Source organism: Streptomyces sp. NPDC007875, from assembly GCF_042868035.1.
GTDB lineage: Bacteria > Actinomycetota > Actinomycetes > Streptomycetales > Streptomycetaceae > Streptomyces > Streptomyces antimycoticus.
The window spans coordinates 289895-307754 of sequence record NZ_JBIADZ010000007.1 but is presented as its reverse complement, the minus strand read 5'-3'; the positions used below and the strand labels follow the sequence as shown (position 1 = coordinate 307754).

Below are 17860 nucleotides of genomic sequence, written 5' to 3'. Positions count from 1 at the left end.
AGCCCCGGGCGGGCCCGACGGCGGGGCGTCAGCCGGCGAACCAGCGCACCGGGCTCGGTCGCAGGTTCTCGTAGACGTGCTTGGTCTCGCGGTATTCGTCAAGGCCCGCGGGACCGAGCTCGCGCCCGACCCCGGACTTGCCGAAACCGCCCCATTCGGCCTGCGGAAGGTAGGGGTGGTAGTCGTTGATCCACACGGTGCCGTGCCGCAGCCGGGCGGCGACGCGGCGCGCCCGCGCGGTGTCGGCGGACCAGACGGCGCCGGCCAGTCCGTACTCCGTGTCATTGGCGAGTGTGACGGCCTCGTCCTCGGTTTGGAAGGACTCGACAGTCAGAATCGGCCCAAACGTTTCCTCCCGCACCACCCGCATCTCGCGGTGACACTGGTCGAGCACGGTCGGGAGGTAGAAGTAGCCGGTGGCCGGGCGGACCTCGTTGGGCTCCGGCTGCTTGCCACCGCAGCGCAGCAGGGCGCCCTCCTCCAGGGCGGACGCCACATACGCCTCGGTCTTGTCCAGCTGCTGGGCCGAGACCAGCGGACCGCATTCGACACCGCCCTCGGTGCCACGGCCCAGCTTGATCTTCTCCGCGCGGCGGGCCAGCTCGGCCACGAACCGCTCGCGCACCGACTCCTCGATGATCAGCCGGGCACCGGCGGAGCAGACCTGGCCGCTGTGGATGAAGGCGGCATTCAGGGCCTGGTCGACGGCGGTGTCAAAGCCCTCGGCGGTGGCGCAGGCGTCGGCGAAGACCACATTGGGGTTCTTGCCGCCGAGCTCCAGCGCGACCTTCTTGACCGTCGGGGCGGCGGCCTGCGCGACCTTGGTGCCGCTGATCAGCCCGCCGGTGAAGGAGACCAGGTCCACATCGGGGTGCTCGGACAGCCGGGCGCCGACGGGGTCGCCCGTGCCGGTGACCAGGTTGGCCACCCCGGCAGGCAGCCCGGCCTCGGCCAGCAGCCGCACCAGATGGACGGTGGACAGCGGGGTCACCTCGCTGGGCTTGATCACGAAGGTGTTCCCGGCGGCCAGCGCCGGGGCGATCTTCCAGCTGGCCTGGAGCAGCGGATAGTTCCAGGGGGTGATCATCGCGCAGACGCCGACCGGCTCATGGACCACGACACTGTGCACATCGGGGGTGCCCGCGTCGATGACCCGCCCGGCGGACTCGCCCGCGGCCAGGTCGGCGAAGTAGCGGAAGGCGTTGGTCACGTCGTCGACGTCGACCCGCCCCTCCTCCAGGGTCTTGCCGGTGTCACGGCTCTCGATGAGCGCGATCGTCTCGCGGTCGCGCTGCAGCAGCTCGGCGACGCGGCGCAGCAGCGCCGCCCGCTCGGCCACCGGCGTCCCGGGCCAGGGGCCCTGGTCGAAGGCGCGACGCGCGGCCGCGACCGCCGCGTCGGTGTCCTCGACACCGCCCTCCGCGACGACGGCGAGGGTCTTGGCGTCCGCGGGGTCGAGAACCTCCCGCTGCGCCCCGGATGCGGCTGCCTGCCACACCCCATCCACATGAATGGTCTCGACTGCCGCCACGTGAATTCTGCCTTCCGGTTCTGCGAGCTTTACCGCTGGTCCAAGCCAGCAACATGGACCCCTAACCGGAAGGCGGGAACCTATGCGCGATTCGCAAGAGAAAGTGTGCCGGCTCACGTGATCCGAAGGCGGACCCGACCTCCTGGGTCATGATGGGCCGATCTGTCAAGATCTGGTGCACGTCGGTCGGTGGCAGAAGGCTGTCAGGAAGCCGTGCAGTAGGCGGTCGGGCAGAAGGTGTCCACCGCCGCCTGGTGGACCTCCCGCTCCGCCGCCCGGTCCCCGGAGGGGCCGATCACCAGCACCGCGTACATCGTGCCGTCGGGGGCGGCGAAGCGGCGGTCGAGTATCCGGCGGTGGCCGTCGCTCTTGGACTGGTACGTGTACTCCAGCTGTGCCGGGTCCAGGGCGTCCGAACCCAGCCGCGCGAGGGCGATCTGCTCGTAGTCGCGGTGGGTGGAGGCGATCCGCTCGGCCTCCTGGGCGGACTCGTACGGCGTCGACTCGGGGCCGTGCAGCTCGAAGACCTGGATCACGGTGCTGTCGTCGGGCGAGGTGTAGTAGACGCTGGGGCCCTCGGCCGTCCGCTCCCAGCCGTCCGGGACCGCGAGGTGGTATCCGGCGGGGTCGGCCTGGGTGCTGTAGCCCGCGGGCGGGGCGGCACCGGTCAGGGAGGGGGAGGACGGGGTGCCGAAGGGTGTCGCGGACGGGGACGCCCCGGTCGGAAGGTCCGTGGGGAGACCGGTCGGGAGATCGGTGGGCCCACCGGTCTCGGGGCCGGGCGAGGGATAGAGGTCGCTCGGCTGGGAGGCGTCCGCGCTCGGCGTGGCCGTGGGGCTCTTTTGGTCCCAGGGCAGCGGGCCCGCCTGATGGCGGGAGGTGCCGTCGCCGCCGAAGGCCACCCAGCCGGAGAACGCGATCCCCCCGACCAGGAAGATCGCCACCGCCAACGCCCGCAGTGCCCGCCGGGCGTCCTGCCCAGGCGCTCCCGGCACCCCCGGCGCTCCCCCGTCATGCATGCTCATCTATCCCCCCGATAGTGGAACTCTGCTCCCATAAGCCGACAAGCCACGCCAGCCGACATCGGTGTACCCGGTTCGAGGGCCTCCCCACCCTCGGTCACCCCACCGATACGGATATGTCGCCTTAGGTGCGCCGCCGTGTGCCCGCCCCTGCCTGCCGCCGCCCTGCGCCTGGCGCGGGCCGTGCCCGCCCCCACCTGCACCCGGTCAGGTGGCCGGGCAGTAGGCGGTGGGGCAGAAGGACGCCAGCACGACGCGCTGCCGCTTCCGCTGTTGCGGCCAGTCGTCGGCCGGGCCCGCGACCAGCACCGCGTACTGCACCTGGTCCGGACCGGTGAAGGCGCGGTCGAGTATGCGGCGCGGGCCGTACTTGGCGCTGCGGTAGCCGTACTCCAGCTCCGCGTCCGCGTCATCGCCGGGACCGAGCCGCTTCAGCTCGTACCGCTGGTAGCCGGGGTTCTTCTTGAGCCCCGTCTCCGCTTGGCGCAGCGCCTCATAGGGGGTGACGTCGGGCTCGGTCAGCGCGAAGACCTGGATCAGGCTGCTCGCGTCGGACGACTCGTAGAACACCCCGGTATCGCGCTTGACCCGCTGCCAGCCCCTGGGCACATCCAGCCGGAACCCCTCCGCGTCGGTGGTGCGCACATAGTCCGCCGGCGGCGCCTGCGTGCTGTCCGTGGACACCGACGGCGGCGCCGAGGTCGTCTCCGAGAACGGCCCCGACGGCACCGCCGAGGGCTGCTCGGCCGACGGCGACCAGGACGGCGCCGAGGGCGAACCGCCGTCCGCCCGGGGCTTGTCATCCCCGTCGTCCGACACCAACTTCCAGACGCCGACGCCGATCCCGCCGACCAGCACCACGGCGAGCACCGCCAAAAGCACCGTGCCCAGATGCGGATTGGGTGGTCTTCGGCCCGGGGCCGGCGGCTCCGCGCCCTCGCCCACCCAGCGCTGGGCCTCCTCGTCCCATCGACGGCCCCCCTCGCCGCCCGGTGTGCTCATCTCAGCCGCCCAGGAGCGCGCCGACCGCCTGTCCGACGGCGACGCCGGAGGCGAGCATGCCGACGCTGGCGCTCGCGTCCTGCAACATCACCCGGATCCTGGCAAGTCGACCGGCCCCGGCCCGGCCGGTGCGCTGGATCTCGTCCTGGGTCTGGTCCAGTTCATCGGAGAGGGCGCCTACCTCCGGGCTCGGGACCACCCGCCGCAGATCCTCGGCGAGCTGCCGAACAGCCTCCAGCAGCTCCTGATAGGCAGGGTCGCAGGGGGCGTCCCCCTGCGACCCGTTCACAATGTGGTTGTGGTCGCCGATGCCGACGGCGCTGCCGCTCACCTTGCCGAACCGGATGTCCCCGAATGTGCGCCCGCCGCCGCCCGCCGGGCCCGCGCCGCCACCGCTCGCGGCCGCCGTGTGGTCCGCACCGCCGCCGCTCATGCCGCTGCCGTCCTCCGTGTCAGCCATCGCCATGGCCGCCTCCCGCTCCATTGGTTCCGGTGGTGTTGCTGATGGTGTTGTGGTCACCGAAGCCGAAGGCGCTGTTCGCCGCGGACTCGATGAAGACCCCGCCGCCGCTCACATTGATGACCTTCTGCTCGAACTCGCCCGTCTCCCAGCCGGCTTCGTCGAGCGCCCTTCGCACGCCATTGGCCACCCGGTCCTCGACGCTCTTCAGATAGCGGCTGACGTCCATCTCCTGGAAGAGCGACGCGCCGACGTCGCTGCCCAGCTCCCGCACCGAGACCCAGGGCCCGTCGGGGATGGCCGCCTCATAACCCCCCGCATACATCCGCCAGACGAAGGCGGCCGAGCGGAAGGCGTGGATGACCGCCCGGCCCGCCGCCGTCGGCGTCCGCCCCAGCGCCCAGACCGCCTTGCCCGGCAGTCCGCCGCGGCGGTGGGAATCGGAGAGCCGGTCGACGGCCCGGAAGTCCGGGCGGATCGGGCGCAGCACATGCGGCGCGAACTCCAGCATCAGCATGCCGCCCTGCGTGTGCACCCGTACGAAGACGGTGGTGACCACCTCTTCCCGCCATGCGCCGACGCGGATGCGCAGAAAGTGCCGGCGGACCTCTCCGCCCTCCTCGACGGCCTCCGCCCGCTCCCGCGCGAAGTCCGCCTCGCCATACGGCACGAAGGAGCGGCTCCGCAATCCGGTGACCTTGAGGAAGACGCATTCGTCGAGCTCCAGGCCGCGCAGCCGGTCGCGGCTCGCGGCGGCGGGCCGGGCGCTGCCCCGGCCGGAGGGGGTGCCCTGGCCGGAGGGGGTGCCCTTGGCGGCCGGAGTGCGCAACTTCTCGACCAGCGGCCGGATCCGCTCCAGGATCACGCGGTTGTCCAGCGGCGCCGGATCGCCATCCTCGCGCGGCCGCAACTCGACGGCGAGGGTCCAGGTGTCATGGGCGATGCCCGCGCCGAGGAAGGGGTGCCGATCGTGGTAGAGGATCACCGGTGAGTGCTGCTCCCGGCGGATCAGGGCCCGCACCCGCTGGAAGCGCCCGCCCTCGAACCGCTCCGCGGGGTCCGCGGCGAGGTCGGCGAAGGTCTCCGGCGCCAGGTCGGTGGCCAGCACCCGGGCCACATGCTCACGGTGCAGGGCGACCGCGGTGGCCATCACGGCCGGGATCACCAGCGCGAACCAGGCGGCGCTGGTGTCCGACCCGGCCGCCGGGGCCGGTGCGAAGTCCTGGAGCCCGCTCGTACCGGGCTCGCCCGTGAACGCCTGCGTCACGGCGGAGACCGCATAGGACAGCAGGATCAGGCAGCCGAGCACCCGCAGCACCGCGGCCGCCCGCCGCCGGGTGACGGTGACCCCGCCGGCCCCGGGATAGTCGGCGCGGAAGGGGCCCATGGCGCCGCCCCTGGCCCAGGCCGCCAGCAGAAGCAGCGCACAGGACAGCAGGAACAGATAGAAGAAGCCCTGCGCCAGCAGAAAATCCAGCACCCATAAGGACACCAGCAACGCGGTCCAGCATGCCTCCAGACGGCGGGCGCGCAGCGCGTGCGCGAGCACCCGGGCCGCGTCGATGCCCAGCGAGGGCGCCACGGCGCGCTCCTCGTGGACATACAGCTCGTCCAGGACCGCGTCCCGGAAGTCGTCGTCCAGATAGGCGCCCGCGCACAGCAGCCGGGTCGCCTCGCTGGTGGCGTAGGGGGACGCATCGTCGGCGGCGTGAGGAGAGGGGACGGCCGGTGAAGACTCCGGCCGCGGCTGCGGCAGATGAGCGGAGTGATCGCCCAAAGAATGATCATCGCGCGTGTTGGCCATGTTTCCCCCCGAGGCCGTAGCAACTACCTCCACGCTAGGGGAAGATGGCCCGCGATTACAGTGAATGGCCGAAGGGTCACACTCCGGAGTGAAAACCGGAGTATGACCCTTCGGAAACGGCCTCGGTGGGGCGCGTCAGATCAGGCCGAGACCCCGCACGGCCTCGCGCTCCTCCTCGAGCTCCTTCACCGACGCGTCGATGCGGGTCCGCGAGAACTCGTTGACGTCCAGGCTCTGGACGATCTCGAACTTTCCGTTCGCGGCGGTGACCGGGAACGAGGAGATCAGGCCCTCCGGCACCCCGTACGAGCCGTCGGAGACCACGCCGGCGGAGGTCCAGTTGTCGGTGTCGGTGCCGTTGACCCAGGTGTGGACGTGGTCGATGGCGGCGTTGGCGGCGGAGGCGGCCGAGGAGGCGCCGCGCGCCTCGATGATCGCGGCACCGCGCTTGGCGACGGTCGGGATGAAGGTGTCGGCCAGCCACTGCTCGTCGTTGACGACCTCGGCGGCGTTCTTGCCCGCGACCTCGGCGTGGAAGACGTCCGGGTACTGGGTGGCGGAGTGGTTGCCCCAGATCGTCAGCTTCTTGATCTCGCTGACCGGGACGCCGGTCTTCTTCGAGAGCTGCGACAGGGCACGGTTGTGGTCCAGCCGGGTCATCGCGGTGAAGCGCTCGGCGGGTACGTCCGGCGCGGCGGCCTGCGCGATGAGCGCGTTGGTGTTGGCCGGGTTGCCCACGACCAGGACCTTGATGTCGTCCGCGGCGTGGTCGTTGATGGCCTTGCCCTGCGGCTTGAAGATGCCGCCGTTGGCCTCCAGCAGATCACCGCGCTCCATGCCCTTGGTGCGCGGGCGGGCGCCGACGAGCAGGGCGACGTTCGCACCGTCGAAGCCCACGTTCGGGTCGTCGGAGATGTCGATGCCCTGGAGGAGCGGGAAGGCGCAGTCGTCGAGCTCCATCGCGGTGCCCTCGGCGGCCTTCAGCCCCTGCGGGATCTCCAGGAGACGCAGCTTGACCGGCACGTCCGCGCCGAGAAGCTGACCGGAGGCGATGCGGAAGAGCAGCGCGTAGCCGATCTGGCCGGCCGCGCCGGTGACGGTGACGGTGACGGGAGTGCGGGTCATGGCGGTCTCCTGCGCTGTGTTGTCAGTCCAAGATCTCTTGGTGTCGAGATACCTGCGTCAGGCTATCCGACGGCACCTGACCCAGGTTCTCTCGGGCCACCGTGTAACCGCTCACCGCGCGTTCCGGACCTCGCGCACTTTGGCGGCCGCCTGCCAGGAGGGGGAGTGCAGGCGGCCGCCTAGTGCCGCACCCGTGGGGGGCTCGGACACCGCCTGCCCCGATTCCCCCGGCTCATTCCCCCTGTTTCCGAATTCCCCCGGACGGGCTTCCCTCGCCCGCGCTCACCCCTGGGCGCCGGGGGCCGTGCAGGCGCGCGTACCGCCCGTGAGAGTGGCGCACGCGGTGGTCCGCGCGGTGGCGTCCCCCGAGATCATCTTGGTGTAGGCGTCGCCGTCGGCGCCGACCCTGCTGTTCTGTGCGCGGGCCGCGCCACCCTTCGTCCCCGGTGCCTTGATCTGGATCACATCGCCCGGGGCCGCCCGGGTGATACGGGCCCAGGCCGCTCGGCAGGTCTTGCTGTAGCGGACCTCGACATACGCGGTGCCGACGGTGACGTCCGCGGTGGTCGTCGCGGCGGTGCCGCACCCCATGGCCTGCGGATCCTGACCGGTGCAGTCCTCCCCGGCGCACTTCACGCCCGCCGGCAGCTGACGCGCGCTGGTGGCCGGTGCGGTGGTCGGCTTCTCCCCGCGCTTCTCGCCGTCGCCGCCCGCATCGATCAGCAGGACGGCGCCGGCGACGAGTAAGAGCGCGCCGACGAGCCCCCCGGCGAACAGCGCGACACGCTTCCGCCCCGTCCGGGACGGCGACGGCGGCCCCGACGGGAAGGTTGACGGTGACGGAGGGGACGAGACGGGCGACGGCGGTCCGGAGGAGCCCGGTGCCCGCTCGGCCGGCACCGCGGGAGCCGAGAACACCGGAGCCGTCGCGACCAACGGCTGCTCGGGTTCCGGCGGTTCGACACTCGACCGCTCCTTCCCCGGGTGACGGCCGTTCTTCCGGGCGCCCGCCCCCCGCGCCGCCGGGTCGAACTGCTCGATGGCGGCCCGCGCCTGCGCGACGCTGATGGCCTCCATCGTGACGTCGTGCCGCATCTCGGAGCGGCTCCAGGCCCGCTCCGCCAACTCCCACAGGGTGCTGAGGTGATGGACATCGGCGCCCGTGGCCTCGGCCAGGGCCTCCACCGCGCCCTGCGGGGGCAGCAGCCGTCCGCCCAGATAGCGCTCCCAGGAACTCTTGCTGTAGCCGGTGCGGTCGGCGACGGCGACGACGCTCAGCCCGCTGCGCTCCACGAGCGTGCGCAGCTGGCCGGTGAACTCCTGCACCTGCGGATCGAGCCCCTCCGGCAGGTCCCTCCAACGAGGCATTGCCTCCCCCTGTCCCCCCGCACGTGCCTGTCAATCTCCTGCACTACGGCCCCTGTTGGCGTCGCCGGGCCCCGAACTGCCTACCCAAAGGGACGCCTTGCCCCAGGATGTCAGCTCCTCGGGTGGGGGCGCATCGGAGCATTTCGTGCACCGGTGTGTACTCCGCCGCGCCCGGCTCGTCGTTGCACGGCCGAGACCTCGTGCTGGAACGGTCACTTCCGCGCCACAGGGTTCTGACGGTCATTGCTCCGGCAGAGTCCACACACAACCCTGATTACCAGGTGGTCCGTCCTTCTTCGGGGGAGAGGGCGGACCACCGCCGGACCGTTCGGATCCGGCCACAACGACGGCGGCCCGTCCTTCCACGGGGGAGGGGACGGGCCGCCGTTTCACGCCGTCGGCTAGCGCACCGTGAAATGCACCACGTCGTCCAGGAACGGGATCGATACCCACGGATCCGGCTGGGCCATCAGGGACAGCAGCACGATCGCCGCGCCCAGCAGCCCGTAGGTCAGCATGTCGGTGAAGCGCGACCGCACCGCGAGCATCCCCACCTCGGGCAGCGCCCACCGTATGAAGGCGCCCGCCAGCAGCGACAGCCCGATCACCACCGTGCCCGCCCGGAACGCGTCCAGGGCGACGATCAGCAGCCCCAGGCCCACACCGCCCATCACCGCGAGCAGCGGCCACTGCCGGGCGGGCGCCGGGGCGGCACCGGGCGCGGCCCGGCCGCCGCCCTCCGGGCGCGCGGTGTCCCGGGTGATCAGCGGAAAGCGGCGCGACGTACGGATGAGCCGGGCGGGGCCAGAAGGCTGCGCGGGCGGCGTCTGCCGCTGCTCTCCGGCCGCCGGCTCGCTCGCCTCAGCCGTCATGGCCGGCACCGGCGTCGGCGTCCGCCTTCGCGTTCCGCTCCGCGGCCTCCACCACGTTGACCAGCAGCTGGGCGCGGGTCATCGGGCCGACGCCGCCCGGGTTCGGCGAGATCCAGCCCGCGACCTCGGCCACACCGGGGTGCACATCGCCGGCGATCTTGCCGTGCTCGTCCCGGCTGACGCCCACGTCGAGCACCGCGGCGCCCGGCTTGACGTCATCCGGCCCGATCAGATGCCGCACCCCGGCGGCCGCCACGATGATGTCGGCCTGGCGCAGGATCCCGGGCAGGTCGCGGGTGCCGGTGTGGCACAGGGTGACCGTGGCGTTCTCGGAACGGCGGGTCAGCAGCAGCCCGATCGACCGGCCGACGGTGATGCCCCGGCCGACGACCACCACATGCGCGCCGTTGATCTCCACACCGTGGTGGCGCAGCAGCTGGATGACGCCCTGGGGCGTGCACGGCAGCGGGCCGCTCTCGTTGAGCACCAGCCGACCGAGGTTCATCGGGTGCAGCCCGTCGGCGTCCTTGGCCGGGTCGATCAGCTCCAGCACCCGGTTGGTGTCGATGCCCTTGGGGAGCGGCAGCTGGACGATGTAGCCCGTGCAGGTCGGGTCCTCGTTGAGCTCCCGCACCGCCGCCTCGATCTCCTCCTGGGTGGCGGTCTCGGGCAGGTCGCGCCGGAGGGAGGCGACGCCGATCTCGGCGCAGTCGCGGTGCTTGCCCGCGACGTACCACTTGCTGCCGGGGTCCTCGCCCACCAGCACCGTCCCGAGGCCGGGATGGATGCCCTTGGCCTTGAGCGCCTCCACGCGGCTGACGAGATCGGACTTGATCGCGGCTGCGGTTGCCTTGCCATCGAGAATCTGGGCGGTCATGGCTTCATCCTCCCGGATGCGGGGACGTCGGATCCAATCAGGGGCCGGTCGGTGCCGCACCGGCGAAGGCCGCACCCCGTGATCCGGTCGGGGTGCGGCCTCCTTGCTCGCTCGGCGGTCACTCAGTGGAAGAAGTGGCGCGTGCCCGTGAAGTACATGGTGACGCCCGCCTTCTGGGCGGCCTCCACCACCTGCTCGTCACGGACCGAGCCGCCCGGCTGCACCACGGCCGTGACGCCCGCCTCGGCCAGCACCTCGAAGCCGTCCGGGAACGGGAAGAACGCGTCGGAAGCGGCGTACGAACCGGCGGCCCGCTCGGCACCGGCCCGCTCGACGGCCAGCTTCGCCGAGTCCACGCGGTTGACCTGGCCCATGCCGACGCCGACCGTGGCGCCGTCCTTGGCGAGCAGGATCGCATTGGACTTCACCGCGCGGCAGGAGCGCCAGGCGAAGGCCAGCTCGGCGAGGCCGTCGGCGTCCAGCGCCGCGCCCGTGGCAAGAGTCCAGTTGGCCGGGTCGTCGCCCTCGGCCTGGAGGCGGTCCTTGGCCTGCAGCAGCAGGCCGCCCTCGATGGGGCGCTGCTCGGCGACGTCCGCCGGCGCGTCCGCGCAGCGCAGCACGCGGATGTTCTTCTTACGGGCCAGTACCTCGACCGCGCCGTCCTCGTACGCCGGGGCGACGATCACCTCGGTGAAGATCTCGGCGACCTGCTCGGCCATGGCGACCGACACCGGGCGGTTGACGGCGATCACACCGCCGAAGGCCGACAGCGGGTCGCAGGCGTGTGCCTTACGGTGCGCCTCGGCGACATCCGCACCGACTGCGATCCCGCACGGGTTGGCGTGCTTGATGATCGCAGCACAGGGCTCGGTGTGGTCGTAGGCGGCCCGGCGGGCGGCCTCGGTGTCGGTGTAGTTGTTGAACGACATCTCCTTGCCGTGCAGCTGCTCGGCCTCCGCGAGCCCCTTACCGCTGCCGTCGGAGTAGAGCGCGGCCGGCTGGTGCGGGTTCTCGCCGTAGCGCAGCACGTTCTTACGGGTGACGGTGGCGCCCAGGAACTCCGGGAAGGAGGAGTCGTCCGCCGCCACGCTGCGTCCATCAGCGGCTCCGCCGGCCGCGAACCAGTTGGCCACCGCCACGTCGTAGGCCGCCGTGTGCTGGAACGCCTCGGCCGCCAGCCGCTTGCGCCCCTCCAGGTCGAAACCGCCGTCCGCGGCGGCCTTGAGGACGTCGTCGTACCGCTCGGGGTTGACGACCACGGCCACGGACGGGTGATTCTTGGCGGCGGCGCGGACCATGGAGGGGCCGCCGATGTCGATCTGCTCCACGCACTCGTCCGGCGAGGCGCCCGAGGCGACCGTCTCGCGGAACGGATAGAGGTTGACCACGACCAGCTCGAAGGGCTCCACACCCAGCTCCTGGAGCTGCGCACGGTGCGAGTCGAGCCGCAGGTCGGCCAGGATGCCCGCGTGGACGCGCGGGTGCAGCGTCTTGACGCGGCCGTCGAGACACTCGGGGAAGCCGGTCAGCTCCTCGACCTTGGTGACCGGGACGCCCGCGGCGGCGATCTTCGCGGCCGTCGAGCCGGTCGAGACGAGCTGGACACCCGCCGCGTGCAGCCCTCGGGCCAGCTCCTCGAGACCCGTCTTGTCGTAGACGCTGACCAGCGCGCGGCGGATGGGCCGCTTGGTACCTTCGGCGGTCACGGGATCCTTACCTTTCGTCCCTCTATGCGGTAGCCGTGACGCGCCAGACGCCCCACGACCTCGACGAGCAGCGAGCGCTCGACTTCCTTGATCCGCTCATGAAGAGCGGACTCGTCGTCCTCGTCCCGGACCTCGACCACGCCCTGGGCGATGATCGGGCCGGTGTCGACCCCGTCGTCGACGAAGTGGACGGTGCATCCGGTCACCTTCACACCGTGCGCGAGCGCCTCGCGGACGCCATGGGCACCGGGAAAGCTCGGGAGCAGCGCGGGGTGGGTGTTGACGCAGCGGCCGCCGAACCGGGCGAGGAACTCCGGCCCCAGGATCTTCATGAACCCGGCCGAGACGACCACGTCCGGCTCATGGGCGGCGGTGGCCTCCGCCAGGGCCGCGTCCCACTCGGCGCGGTCGGCGTGGTCCTTGACCCGGCACACGAACGTGGGGATCCCGGCGCGCTCTGCGCGCGCCAGGCCCTCGATGCCGTCGCGGTCGGCGCCCACGGCCACCACCTCGGCGCCGTAGCGGGCCACGCCCTCGGCGGCGATGGCGTCGAGCAGCGCCTGCAGATTCGTACCGGAGCCGGAGACGAGTACGACGAGGCGGACCGGGCGCCCGGGGCGGGCAGGGCTGGCGGGGGAAGGCGGGGAGGCCACGGCGGGGCTCTTTCTCGCGGGCGGTGCTGCCGTTTGTGTGGTCGTACAAGGTCGCGGACTCATCAATTCCGGGGAACTCTACGAAGCCGCCGACCGTCAGCAACGATACCGGCACACGAAGCGGCCCCCAGGGGACGGGGGCGGGCACGGGAGGTAGCGTCTGGACTGCGCATCCAACTGACGCCGTGGGAACGACCGCCTCCAGCCGTACACGCCCCCGGCGTGCAGGACGACGACACAAGGGGAAGACACACTCCACATGCCGGACCGACGCCGCCGCGCGGCTCATCGCCTCACTTCGACTCCCGCCACGACCGGGGGGCGGCGATGAGGCGCGCCCGCATGTCGCGTACGACGCCGCTGCTCCGGGAGCAGCAGTCGCCGTCCTCCTCGGCCCCCGGCGGGCAGAACGGGGACCAGCACGAGGACAATCCGTTCGCCCCGCCACCCGAGGACAGGCCGGACCAGCCGTGGCAGCCCCGGCCGGACGACGCCGACGGGCAGGGCGGCGAGGACGACCAGAACGGCCGCCGGCCGCAGCAGCCCCCCGCCTGGGGCAGCCAGTGGAGCAGCCGCCAGCCCAGCCGCCAGGGCGGCAGCTTCGGCGCCGGCCCCGGCTCCAACCGCCCCACCGGCCCCAGCGGCCCGCGCTGGGACCCCAACGACCCGGCCCAGCGGCGCGCCCGGTACGCGCTGCTCGCGGGCATGTGGGCGTTCTTCTTCGCGCTCTTCAGCCTGCCGCAGATCGCACTGCTGCTCGGGACGCTGGCCCTGTACTGGGGCATCAGCTCACTGCGGGCCAAGGCACGCCGCACAACGCCGCCCCCGACCGCTGCCGCACCCCTGAACGCCCCGCCCCCGCCCCCGGGCGCCACCCCGGCGGCACTGCCCGCACCCGGCAGCGGCCCCGCGAAGCCGCAGGCGACGGCGGCGATCAGCGGCCTGGTGACGGGCGGGCTCGCGCTCGCCATCGTCGCGGCGACGTTCAGCTTCCAGGTCGTCTACAACGACTACTACACGTGCGTGGACGACGCCCTCACCCAGAGCTCCCGCCACGACTGCGAAACCCTGCTCCCCGAACAGCTCCGCCCCCTGCTGAGCACCCAGGACTGACGGCGCACGCCCGCCTGCGACTGCCTTACAGCCGCCCAGGGGACTGTCGGCCGCCTTACGGTTCGCGGCGGGTGTCGTCCGGTCGGGGTGAGAGGTCCGGGCGGAGGGGGTTCGGGGCCGCGGGCTGTGACTCGGTGGGCGGCCGCGGGTGCGGCTCGGGGGTGCGCTTCCGGTTCAGCGTCCAGCGGCGCGGGCGGTCCGCCGTCCCGGCGGCGCTCGGGGTGCCCGCGGGGGTCGCGAACCCGGCCATCGTGCCCACGCCCGTCTCCCGCCCCGCCTCCCCACCGGCGCCGGCTCCCGGCTTCCGGTCCCGTTTGCGCTGGGTGCCCGACGGGCGCAGCCACTGCCACCACGGCTCGGCCATCGCCTCGCGCACCTCGGTGGACTCCATGGGCGACGACACCGCGGGCCGCATCGCCGCCTCCTCCGCCTTGGCCGCGGCCCGCACCGCCCGAGCCTCCGCTTCGGCCGCGGCCCGCGCCGCACGGGCCTCCTTCGCCTCCGTACGGGCCTGTGCGCGGGACGCCCGCCGTGCCGCCCGCGTCGCCTTCCACTCCGGCCAGGAGGCCCTGGTAGGAACGCACAACCGGTACCAGCGCAGCACCACCGCGCCGGGCACCCCGATCACTCCCGTCCAGGCCAGCGTGATCATGCCCGTACGCCACCAGCTCGGACCCAGGTCGGCGAGGATGCCGATGCCCAGCGGTCCGCCCGAGACCCCGGCCAGCAGCGCCATCGCGGCCGCACAGCCGCCCGCCGCCAGCCCGGCGAGTACCAGCGTCTCGCCCCAGCCCCAGGGTGGCCTGGGTTCGCCCTTGCCCGGTCGCCGCACCGCCGCGACCCCGATGAACCAGGCCACCGACACCCCGGCCGCGATCCCCGTGAGCCAGACCAGCGGCCCGCCGGAGCCGTCCGTGGGCAGCGCGGCGACCAGGGGGAAGTGCGGCAGTTGGGGGTAGGAGGTGATGCCCAGCGGCGCGACCACACTGCCGCCGCCGACCGTGAAGCCCGCGCCGACGCCGTACGCGGCGCCCCAGACGATGGCGTTCGGCAGCAGAGCCAGGCTGACCAGCAGCACCGCGAACCGCCCCGACCAGACATCGCTGAGGTTGAGGAATGTCACTTGTACGGCACCCGCGTGGCTCAGCATCGACGTCGCCGTAAGGAGCGCACCGCTGCCGAGCAGGACGACGAGACCGCTGGTCCCGGCCCGTAGCGCGGCGGCCAGCCGGTGGCGCCGGCACCAGCTGCGCGCGGCCAGGGAGGCGGTCAGGGAAGCGGCCGTCCGTACGGTCCAGCCGATGCCGGGGAGCCGCCGCAGTCCGGCGTTCACCCGTCCGGGCAGGCGGAGCGGGAACCGTCCGCTTGCCGTCCACACGCCGACGGTGGCGATGGCCGCGGCGACGACCGGCAGATGCAGCAGCGCGCTGAGCAGGTCGACATGCAGCGGCCCGCCCGAGGCGTACAGCGCGGCCGCGGTGCCGACCATCAGATAGCCGCCGGTCACCCAGGCGAAGGCGGTGCGCGGATCGACGACGGACTCCGAATCGACGACGGAGTCCTCGGGCACCCACTGCCCCTCCTGCCCCTCGCTCTCGTCCGGCTCCGCCTGGTAGACGGCGTGCTGGGCGGCCCGGTAGAGCAGCCAGCACGGCACCATGCCGAGCAGCAGCGGGGTCAGCCCGACGGGCGCGGTGTGGCCGGAGAGCGTCTCGGTCCGCACGAGGTCGGCGCCATGGCCGAGCAGCCACAAGTCGGCGGCGACATGCAGAGCCCCGTCGGGGCTGCTGTCGGGGGACGAGGAGGTGATCCACAGCAGCAGTACGACCACGGCGAGCGTGCCGAGGCCGAGCCCCGCGGCGACCACACCGCCGAGGAACGCCTCCCTGATGGCGGAGGAGCGCCGGGGCGCGGAACGGTCACGTGAGGACACCGACGGGCTGCGATCGGTCGTTTGCGTCACATGACCATGCTGCCAATAACAGCCGTTTCATCCTCACATCAAGGGTTTGGTCGCCGTGTCGCGGCTAGTCCGCTTATGCGTCTTTTATGGCGCTGTGGGACGAATGGGTGGCTTGCCGATGTCCGCCCCGGATATCCGTCGCCCGGGAACGGCGCGGGCCCGCACCACCACAGTGGTGCGGGCCCGTGGCATCGAACCGTGGCGGCGTCAGCCGGCCAGGGCGGCGCGCGCCAGGCGCGCGGTCTCGGACGGGGTCTTGCCGACCTTCACGCCCGCGGCCTCGAGGGCCTCCTTCTTCGCCTGAGCGGTGCCGGAGGAGCCGGAGACGATGGCACCCGCGTGGCCCATCGTCTTGCCCTCGGGAGCGGTGAAGCCCGCCACATAGCCGACGACCGGCTTGGTGACATTGGCCTTGATGAAGTCCGCGGCCCGCTCCTCGGCGTCGCCGCCGATCTCGCCGATCATGACGATCAGGTCGGTGTCGGGGTCGGCCTCGAAGGCGGCGAGGGCGTCGATGTGGGTGGTGCCGATGATCGGGTCACCGCCGATGCCCACGCAGGACGAGAAGCCGATGTCGCGCAGCTCGTACATCATCTGGTAGGTCAGCGTGCCGGACTTCGACACCAGACCGATCCGGCCGGGCTTGGTGATGTCGGCCGGGATGATGCCCGCGTTCGACTGACCCGGCGTGATCAGACCCGGGCAGTTCGGGCCGATGATGCGCGTCTTGTTGCCCTTCTTGCCCGCGTAGGCCCAGAAGTTGGCGGTGTCGTGGACCGCGATGCCCTCGGTGATCACGACGGCGAGCGGAATCTCGGCGTCGATCGCCTCGACGACCGCGCTCTTGGTGAACTTCTCCGGGACGAAGATGACCGTGACATCGGCGCCGGTGGCGTCGATGGCCTCCTTGACGGAACCGAAGACCGGGATCTCCGCGCCGTCGAAGTCCACGGTGGTGCCGGCCTTGCGGGGGTTCACGCCACCGACGATGTTGGTGCCCGAGGCAAGCATCCGACGGGTGTGCTTCTGCCCCTCGGACCCGGTCATCCCCTGGACGATGACCTTGCTTTCCTTGGTGAGGAAGATAGCCATGGTTTCTGGTGACCTCGTCCCTTACTTCGCAGCCAGCTCGGCGGCACGCTCGGCCGCGCCGTCCATGGTGTCCACCTGCTGCACGAGCGGGTGGTTGGCGTCGGTGAGGATCTTGCGACCCAGCTCCGCGTTGTTGCCGTCGAGGCGCACGACCAGCGGCTTGGAGACGTCCTCGCCCTTGGACTTCAGCAGCTCCAGGGCCTGGACGATGCCGTTGGCGACGGCGTCACAGGCGGTGATGCCGCCGAAGACGTTGACGAAGACCGACTTGACGTCCGGGTCGCCGAGGATGATCTCGAGACCGTTGGCCATCACCTCGGCGGAGGCGCCACCACCGATGTCGAGGAAGTTGGCGGGCTTCACATTGCCGTGGTTCTCACCGGCGTAGGCGACGACGTCGAGGGTCGACATGACCAGACCCGCGCCGTTGCCGATGATGCCGACCTCGCCGTCGAGCTTGACGTAGTTGAGGCCCTTGGCCTTCGCGGCCGCCTCGAGGGGGTTGGCCGCGGCCTTGTCCTCGAGCGCCTCGTGCTCCGGCTGGCGGAAGGCGGCGTTCTCGTCCAGGGAGACCTTGCCGTCAAGCGCGATGATCTTGCCGTCGTCGGTCTTGACCAGCGGGTTGACCTCGACGAGCAGCGCGTCTTCCTTGATGAAGACGACCCACAGCTTCTGCAGGACCTCGACGACCTGGTCCGCGATCTCGGCCGGGAACTTCGCGGCGGCGACGATCTCGGCGGCCTTCTCCTGGGTCACACCCTCGATGGCGTCCACCGGGATCTTGGCGAGCGCCTCGGGGTTCTGCTCCGCGACGACCTCGATCTCCACGCCGCCCTCGACAGAGGCCATGGCGAGGAAGGTGCGGTTGGTGCGGTCCAGCAGGAAGGAGACGTAGTACTCCTCCTTGATGTCCGCGGTCTGGGCCAGCATCACCTTGTGGACCGTGTGGCCCTTGATGTCCATGCCCAGGATCTGGCCGGCCTTCTCCACGGCGTCGGCCGGGTCGGAGGCCAGCTTGACGCCACCGGCCTTGCCGCGGCCGCCGACCTTCACCTGCGCCTTGACGACCGCGCGGCCGCCCAGGCGCTCGGCCACCTCGCGCGCCGCCTCAGGCGTGTCGATGACTTCACCGGCCAGCACCGGTACACCGTGCTTGGCGAAGAGGTCCCTCGCCTGGTATTCGAACAGGTCCACGCGCGTCCGTCCCTTTTCCATGGATATCGCGGTCGTTATCTGCGCGGGCGTGCCGCGGGGGCAGCGTGAGGACGCGAT

15 protein-coding genes are annotated in these 17860 nt (G+C 71.8%); 1 reads left to right on the top strand and 14 read right to left on the bottom strand.

Features of this window, described 5'->3' with window-relative positions:
• Positions 1–28: 28 nt before the first annotated feature.
• The 11 genes from ACFYOY_RS17465 to purN form a co-directional block, all read right to left on the bottom strand.
• Positions 29–1531: an aldehyde dehydrogenase family protein gene (locus ACFYOY_RS17465; RefSeq protein WP_351881302.1), complete on the bottom strand. Its 1503-nt coding sequence runs from the start codon at positions 1529–1531 to the stop codon at positions 29–31.
• Positions 1532–1734: 203 nt separating this feature from the next.
• The gene (locus ACFYOY_RS17460) at positions 1735–2526 is read right to left on the bottom strand and encodes a serine/arginine repetitive matrix protein 2 (RefSeq protein ID WP_388587858.1); all 792 of its coding nucleotides are present in this window, start codon (positions 2524–2526) and stop codon (positions 1735–1737) included.
• Positions 2527–2760: 234 nt separating this feature from the next.
• The gene (locus ACFYOY_RS17455; protein WP_388587856.1) at positions 2761–3555 is read right to left on the bottom strand and encodes a hypothetical protein; all 795 of its coding nucleotides are present in this window, start codon (positions 3553–3555) and stop codon (positions 2761–2763) included.
• Between the two features lies 1 nt (position 3556).
• Positions 3557–4021, bottom strand: a complete 465-nt coding sequence (locus tag ACFYOY_RS17450) for a hypothetical protein (protein WP_388587853.1) — start codon at positions 4019–4021, stop codon at positions 3557–3559.
• The gene (locus ACFYOY_RS17445) at positions 4008–5792 is read right to left on the bottom strand and encodes a hypothetical protein (protein ID WP_388587850.1); all 1785 of its coding nucleotides are present in this window, start codon (positions 5790–5792) and stop codon (positions 4008–4010) included. The genes ACFYOY_RS17450 and ACFYOY_RS17445 overlap by 14 nt, the downstream gene beginning before the upstream one ends.
• A 162-nt stretch (positions 5793–5954) precedes the next feature.
• Positions 5955–6944, bottom strand: a complete 990-nt coding sequence (locus tag ACFYOY_RS17440) for a malate dehydrogenase (protein ID WP_388587847.1) — start codon at positions 6942–6944, stop codon at positions 5955–5957.
• A gap of 282 nt (positions 6945–7226) precedes the next feature.
• Positions 7227–8312: a DUF2690 domain-containing protein gene (locus ACFYOY_RS17435; protein WP_351881320.1), complete on the bottom strand. Its 1086-nt coding sequence runs from the start codon at positions 8310–8312 to the stop codon at positions 7227–7229.
• Positions 8313–8713: 401 nt separating this feature from the next.
• Entirely contained in the window at positions 8714–9184 is a 471-nt protein-coding gene (locus tag ACFYOY_RS17430; protein WP_351881323.1) for a DUF3017 domain-containing protein, read from the bottom strand.
• A complete protein-coding gene (locus ACFYOY_RS17425) occupies positions 9174–10061 on the bottom strand; it encodes a bifunctional methylenetetrahydrofolate dehydrogenase/methenyltetrahydrofolate cyclohydrolase (protein ID WP_351881326.1) in 888 nt (295 codons plus the stop codon). The genes ACFYOY_RS17430 and ACFYOY_RS17425 overlap by 11 nt, the downstream gene beginning before the upstream one ends.
• Before the next feature lie 122 nt (positions 10062–10183).
• Positions 10184–11767 (bottom strand): bifunctional phosphoribosylaminoimidazolecarboxamide formyltransferase/IMP cyclohydrolase, encoded by a 1584-nt coding sequence (gene purH / locus ACFYOY_RS17420; protein ID WP_388587843.1) that lies wholly within the window; start codon positions 11765–11767, stop codon positions 10184–10186.
• Positions 11764–12420, bottom strand: coding sequence for a phosphoribosylglycinamide formyltransferase (gene purN / locus ACFYOY_RS17415; RefSeq protein WP_351881332.1), 657 nt, complete (start codon positions 12418–12420; stop codon positions 11764–11766). The genes purH and purN overlap by 4 nt, the downstream gene beginning before the upstream one ends.
• A gap of 342 nt (positions 12421–12762) precedes the next feature.
• On the opposite strand from purN, the gene ACFYOY_RS17410 reads away from it, so the two are divergent.
• Entirely contained in the window at positions 12763–13533 is a 771-nt protein-coding gene (locus ACFYOY_RS17410) for a hypothetical protein (protein ID WP_351881335.1), read from the top strand.
• Between the two features lie 55 nt (positions 13534–13588).
• On the opposite strand, the gene ACFYOY_RS17405 is transcribed toward ACFYOY_RS17410, so the two are convergent.
• From ACFYOY_RS17405 to sucC, 3 genes are all read right to left on the bottom strand, one after another.
• Positions 13589–15496 carry a DUF6350 family protein gene (locus tag ACFYOY_RS17405; RefSeq protein ID WP_388587839.1) on the bottom strand — a complete coding sequence of 636 codons (1908 nt, stop codon included), beginning with the start codon at positions 15494–15496 and terminating at the stop codon, positions 13589–13591.
• 207 nt (positions 15497–15703) lie between these two features.
• Entirely contained in the window at positions 15704–16588 is an 885-nt protein-coding gene (gene sucD / locus ACFYOY_RS17400; protein WP_351881341.1) for a succinate--CoA ligase subunit alpha, read from the bottom strand.
• Between the two features lie 21 nt (positions 16589–16609).
• A complete protein-coding gene (gene sucC, locus ACFYOY_RS17395) occupies positions 16610–17782 on the bottom strand; it encodes an ADP-forming succinate--CoA ligase subunit beta (RefSeq protein ID WP_351881344.1) in 1173 nt (390 codons plus the stop codon).
• Positions 17783–17860: the final 78 nt, after the last annotated feature.

Bases quoted from the DNA above. Each gene is read 5' to 3' on its own strand.
- ACFYOY_RS17455 (WP_388587856.1), bottom strand. From the start codon at position 3,555: ATGAGCACACCGGGCGGCGAGGGGGGCCGTCGATGGGACGAGGAGGCC.
- ACFYOY_RS17450 (WP_388587853.1), bottom strand. From the start codon at position 4,021: ATGGCGATGGCTGACACGGAGGACGGCAGCGGCATGAGCGGCGGCGGT.
- ACFYOY_RS17440 (WP_388587847.1), bottom strand. From the start codon at position 6,944: ATGACCCGCACTCCCGTCACCGTCACCGTCACCGGCGCGGCCGGCCAG.
- ACFYOY_RS17435 (WP_351881320.1), bottom strand. From the start codon at position 8,312: ATGCCTCGTTGGAGGGACCTGCCGGAGGGGCTCGATCCGCAGGTGCAG.
- ACFYOY_RS17430 (WP_351881323.1), bottom strand. From the start codon at position 9,184: ATGACGGCTGAGGCGAGCGAGCCGGCGGCCGGAGAGCAGCGGCAGACG.
- ACFYOY_RS17425 (WP_351881326.1), bottom strand. From the start codon at position 10,061: ATGACCGCCCAGATTCTCGATGGCAAGGCAACCGCAGCCGCGATCAAG.
- ACFYOY_RS17410 (WP_351881335.1), top strand. From the start codon at position 12,763: ATGTCGCGTACGACGCCGCTGCTCCGGGAGCAGCAGTCGCCGTCCTCC.
- sucD (WP_351881341.1), bottom strand. From the start codon at position 16,588: ATGGCTATCTTCCTCACCAAGGAAAGCAAGGTCATCGTCCAGGGGATG.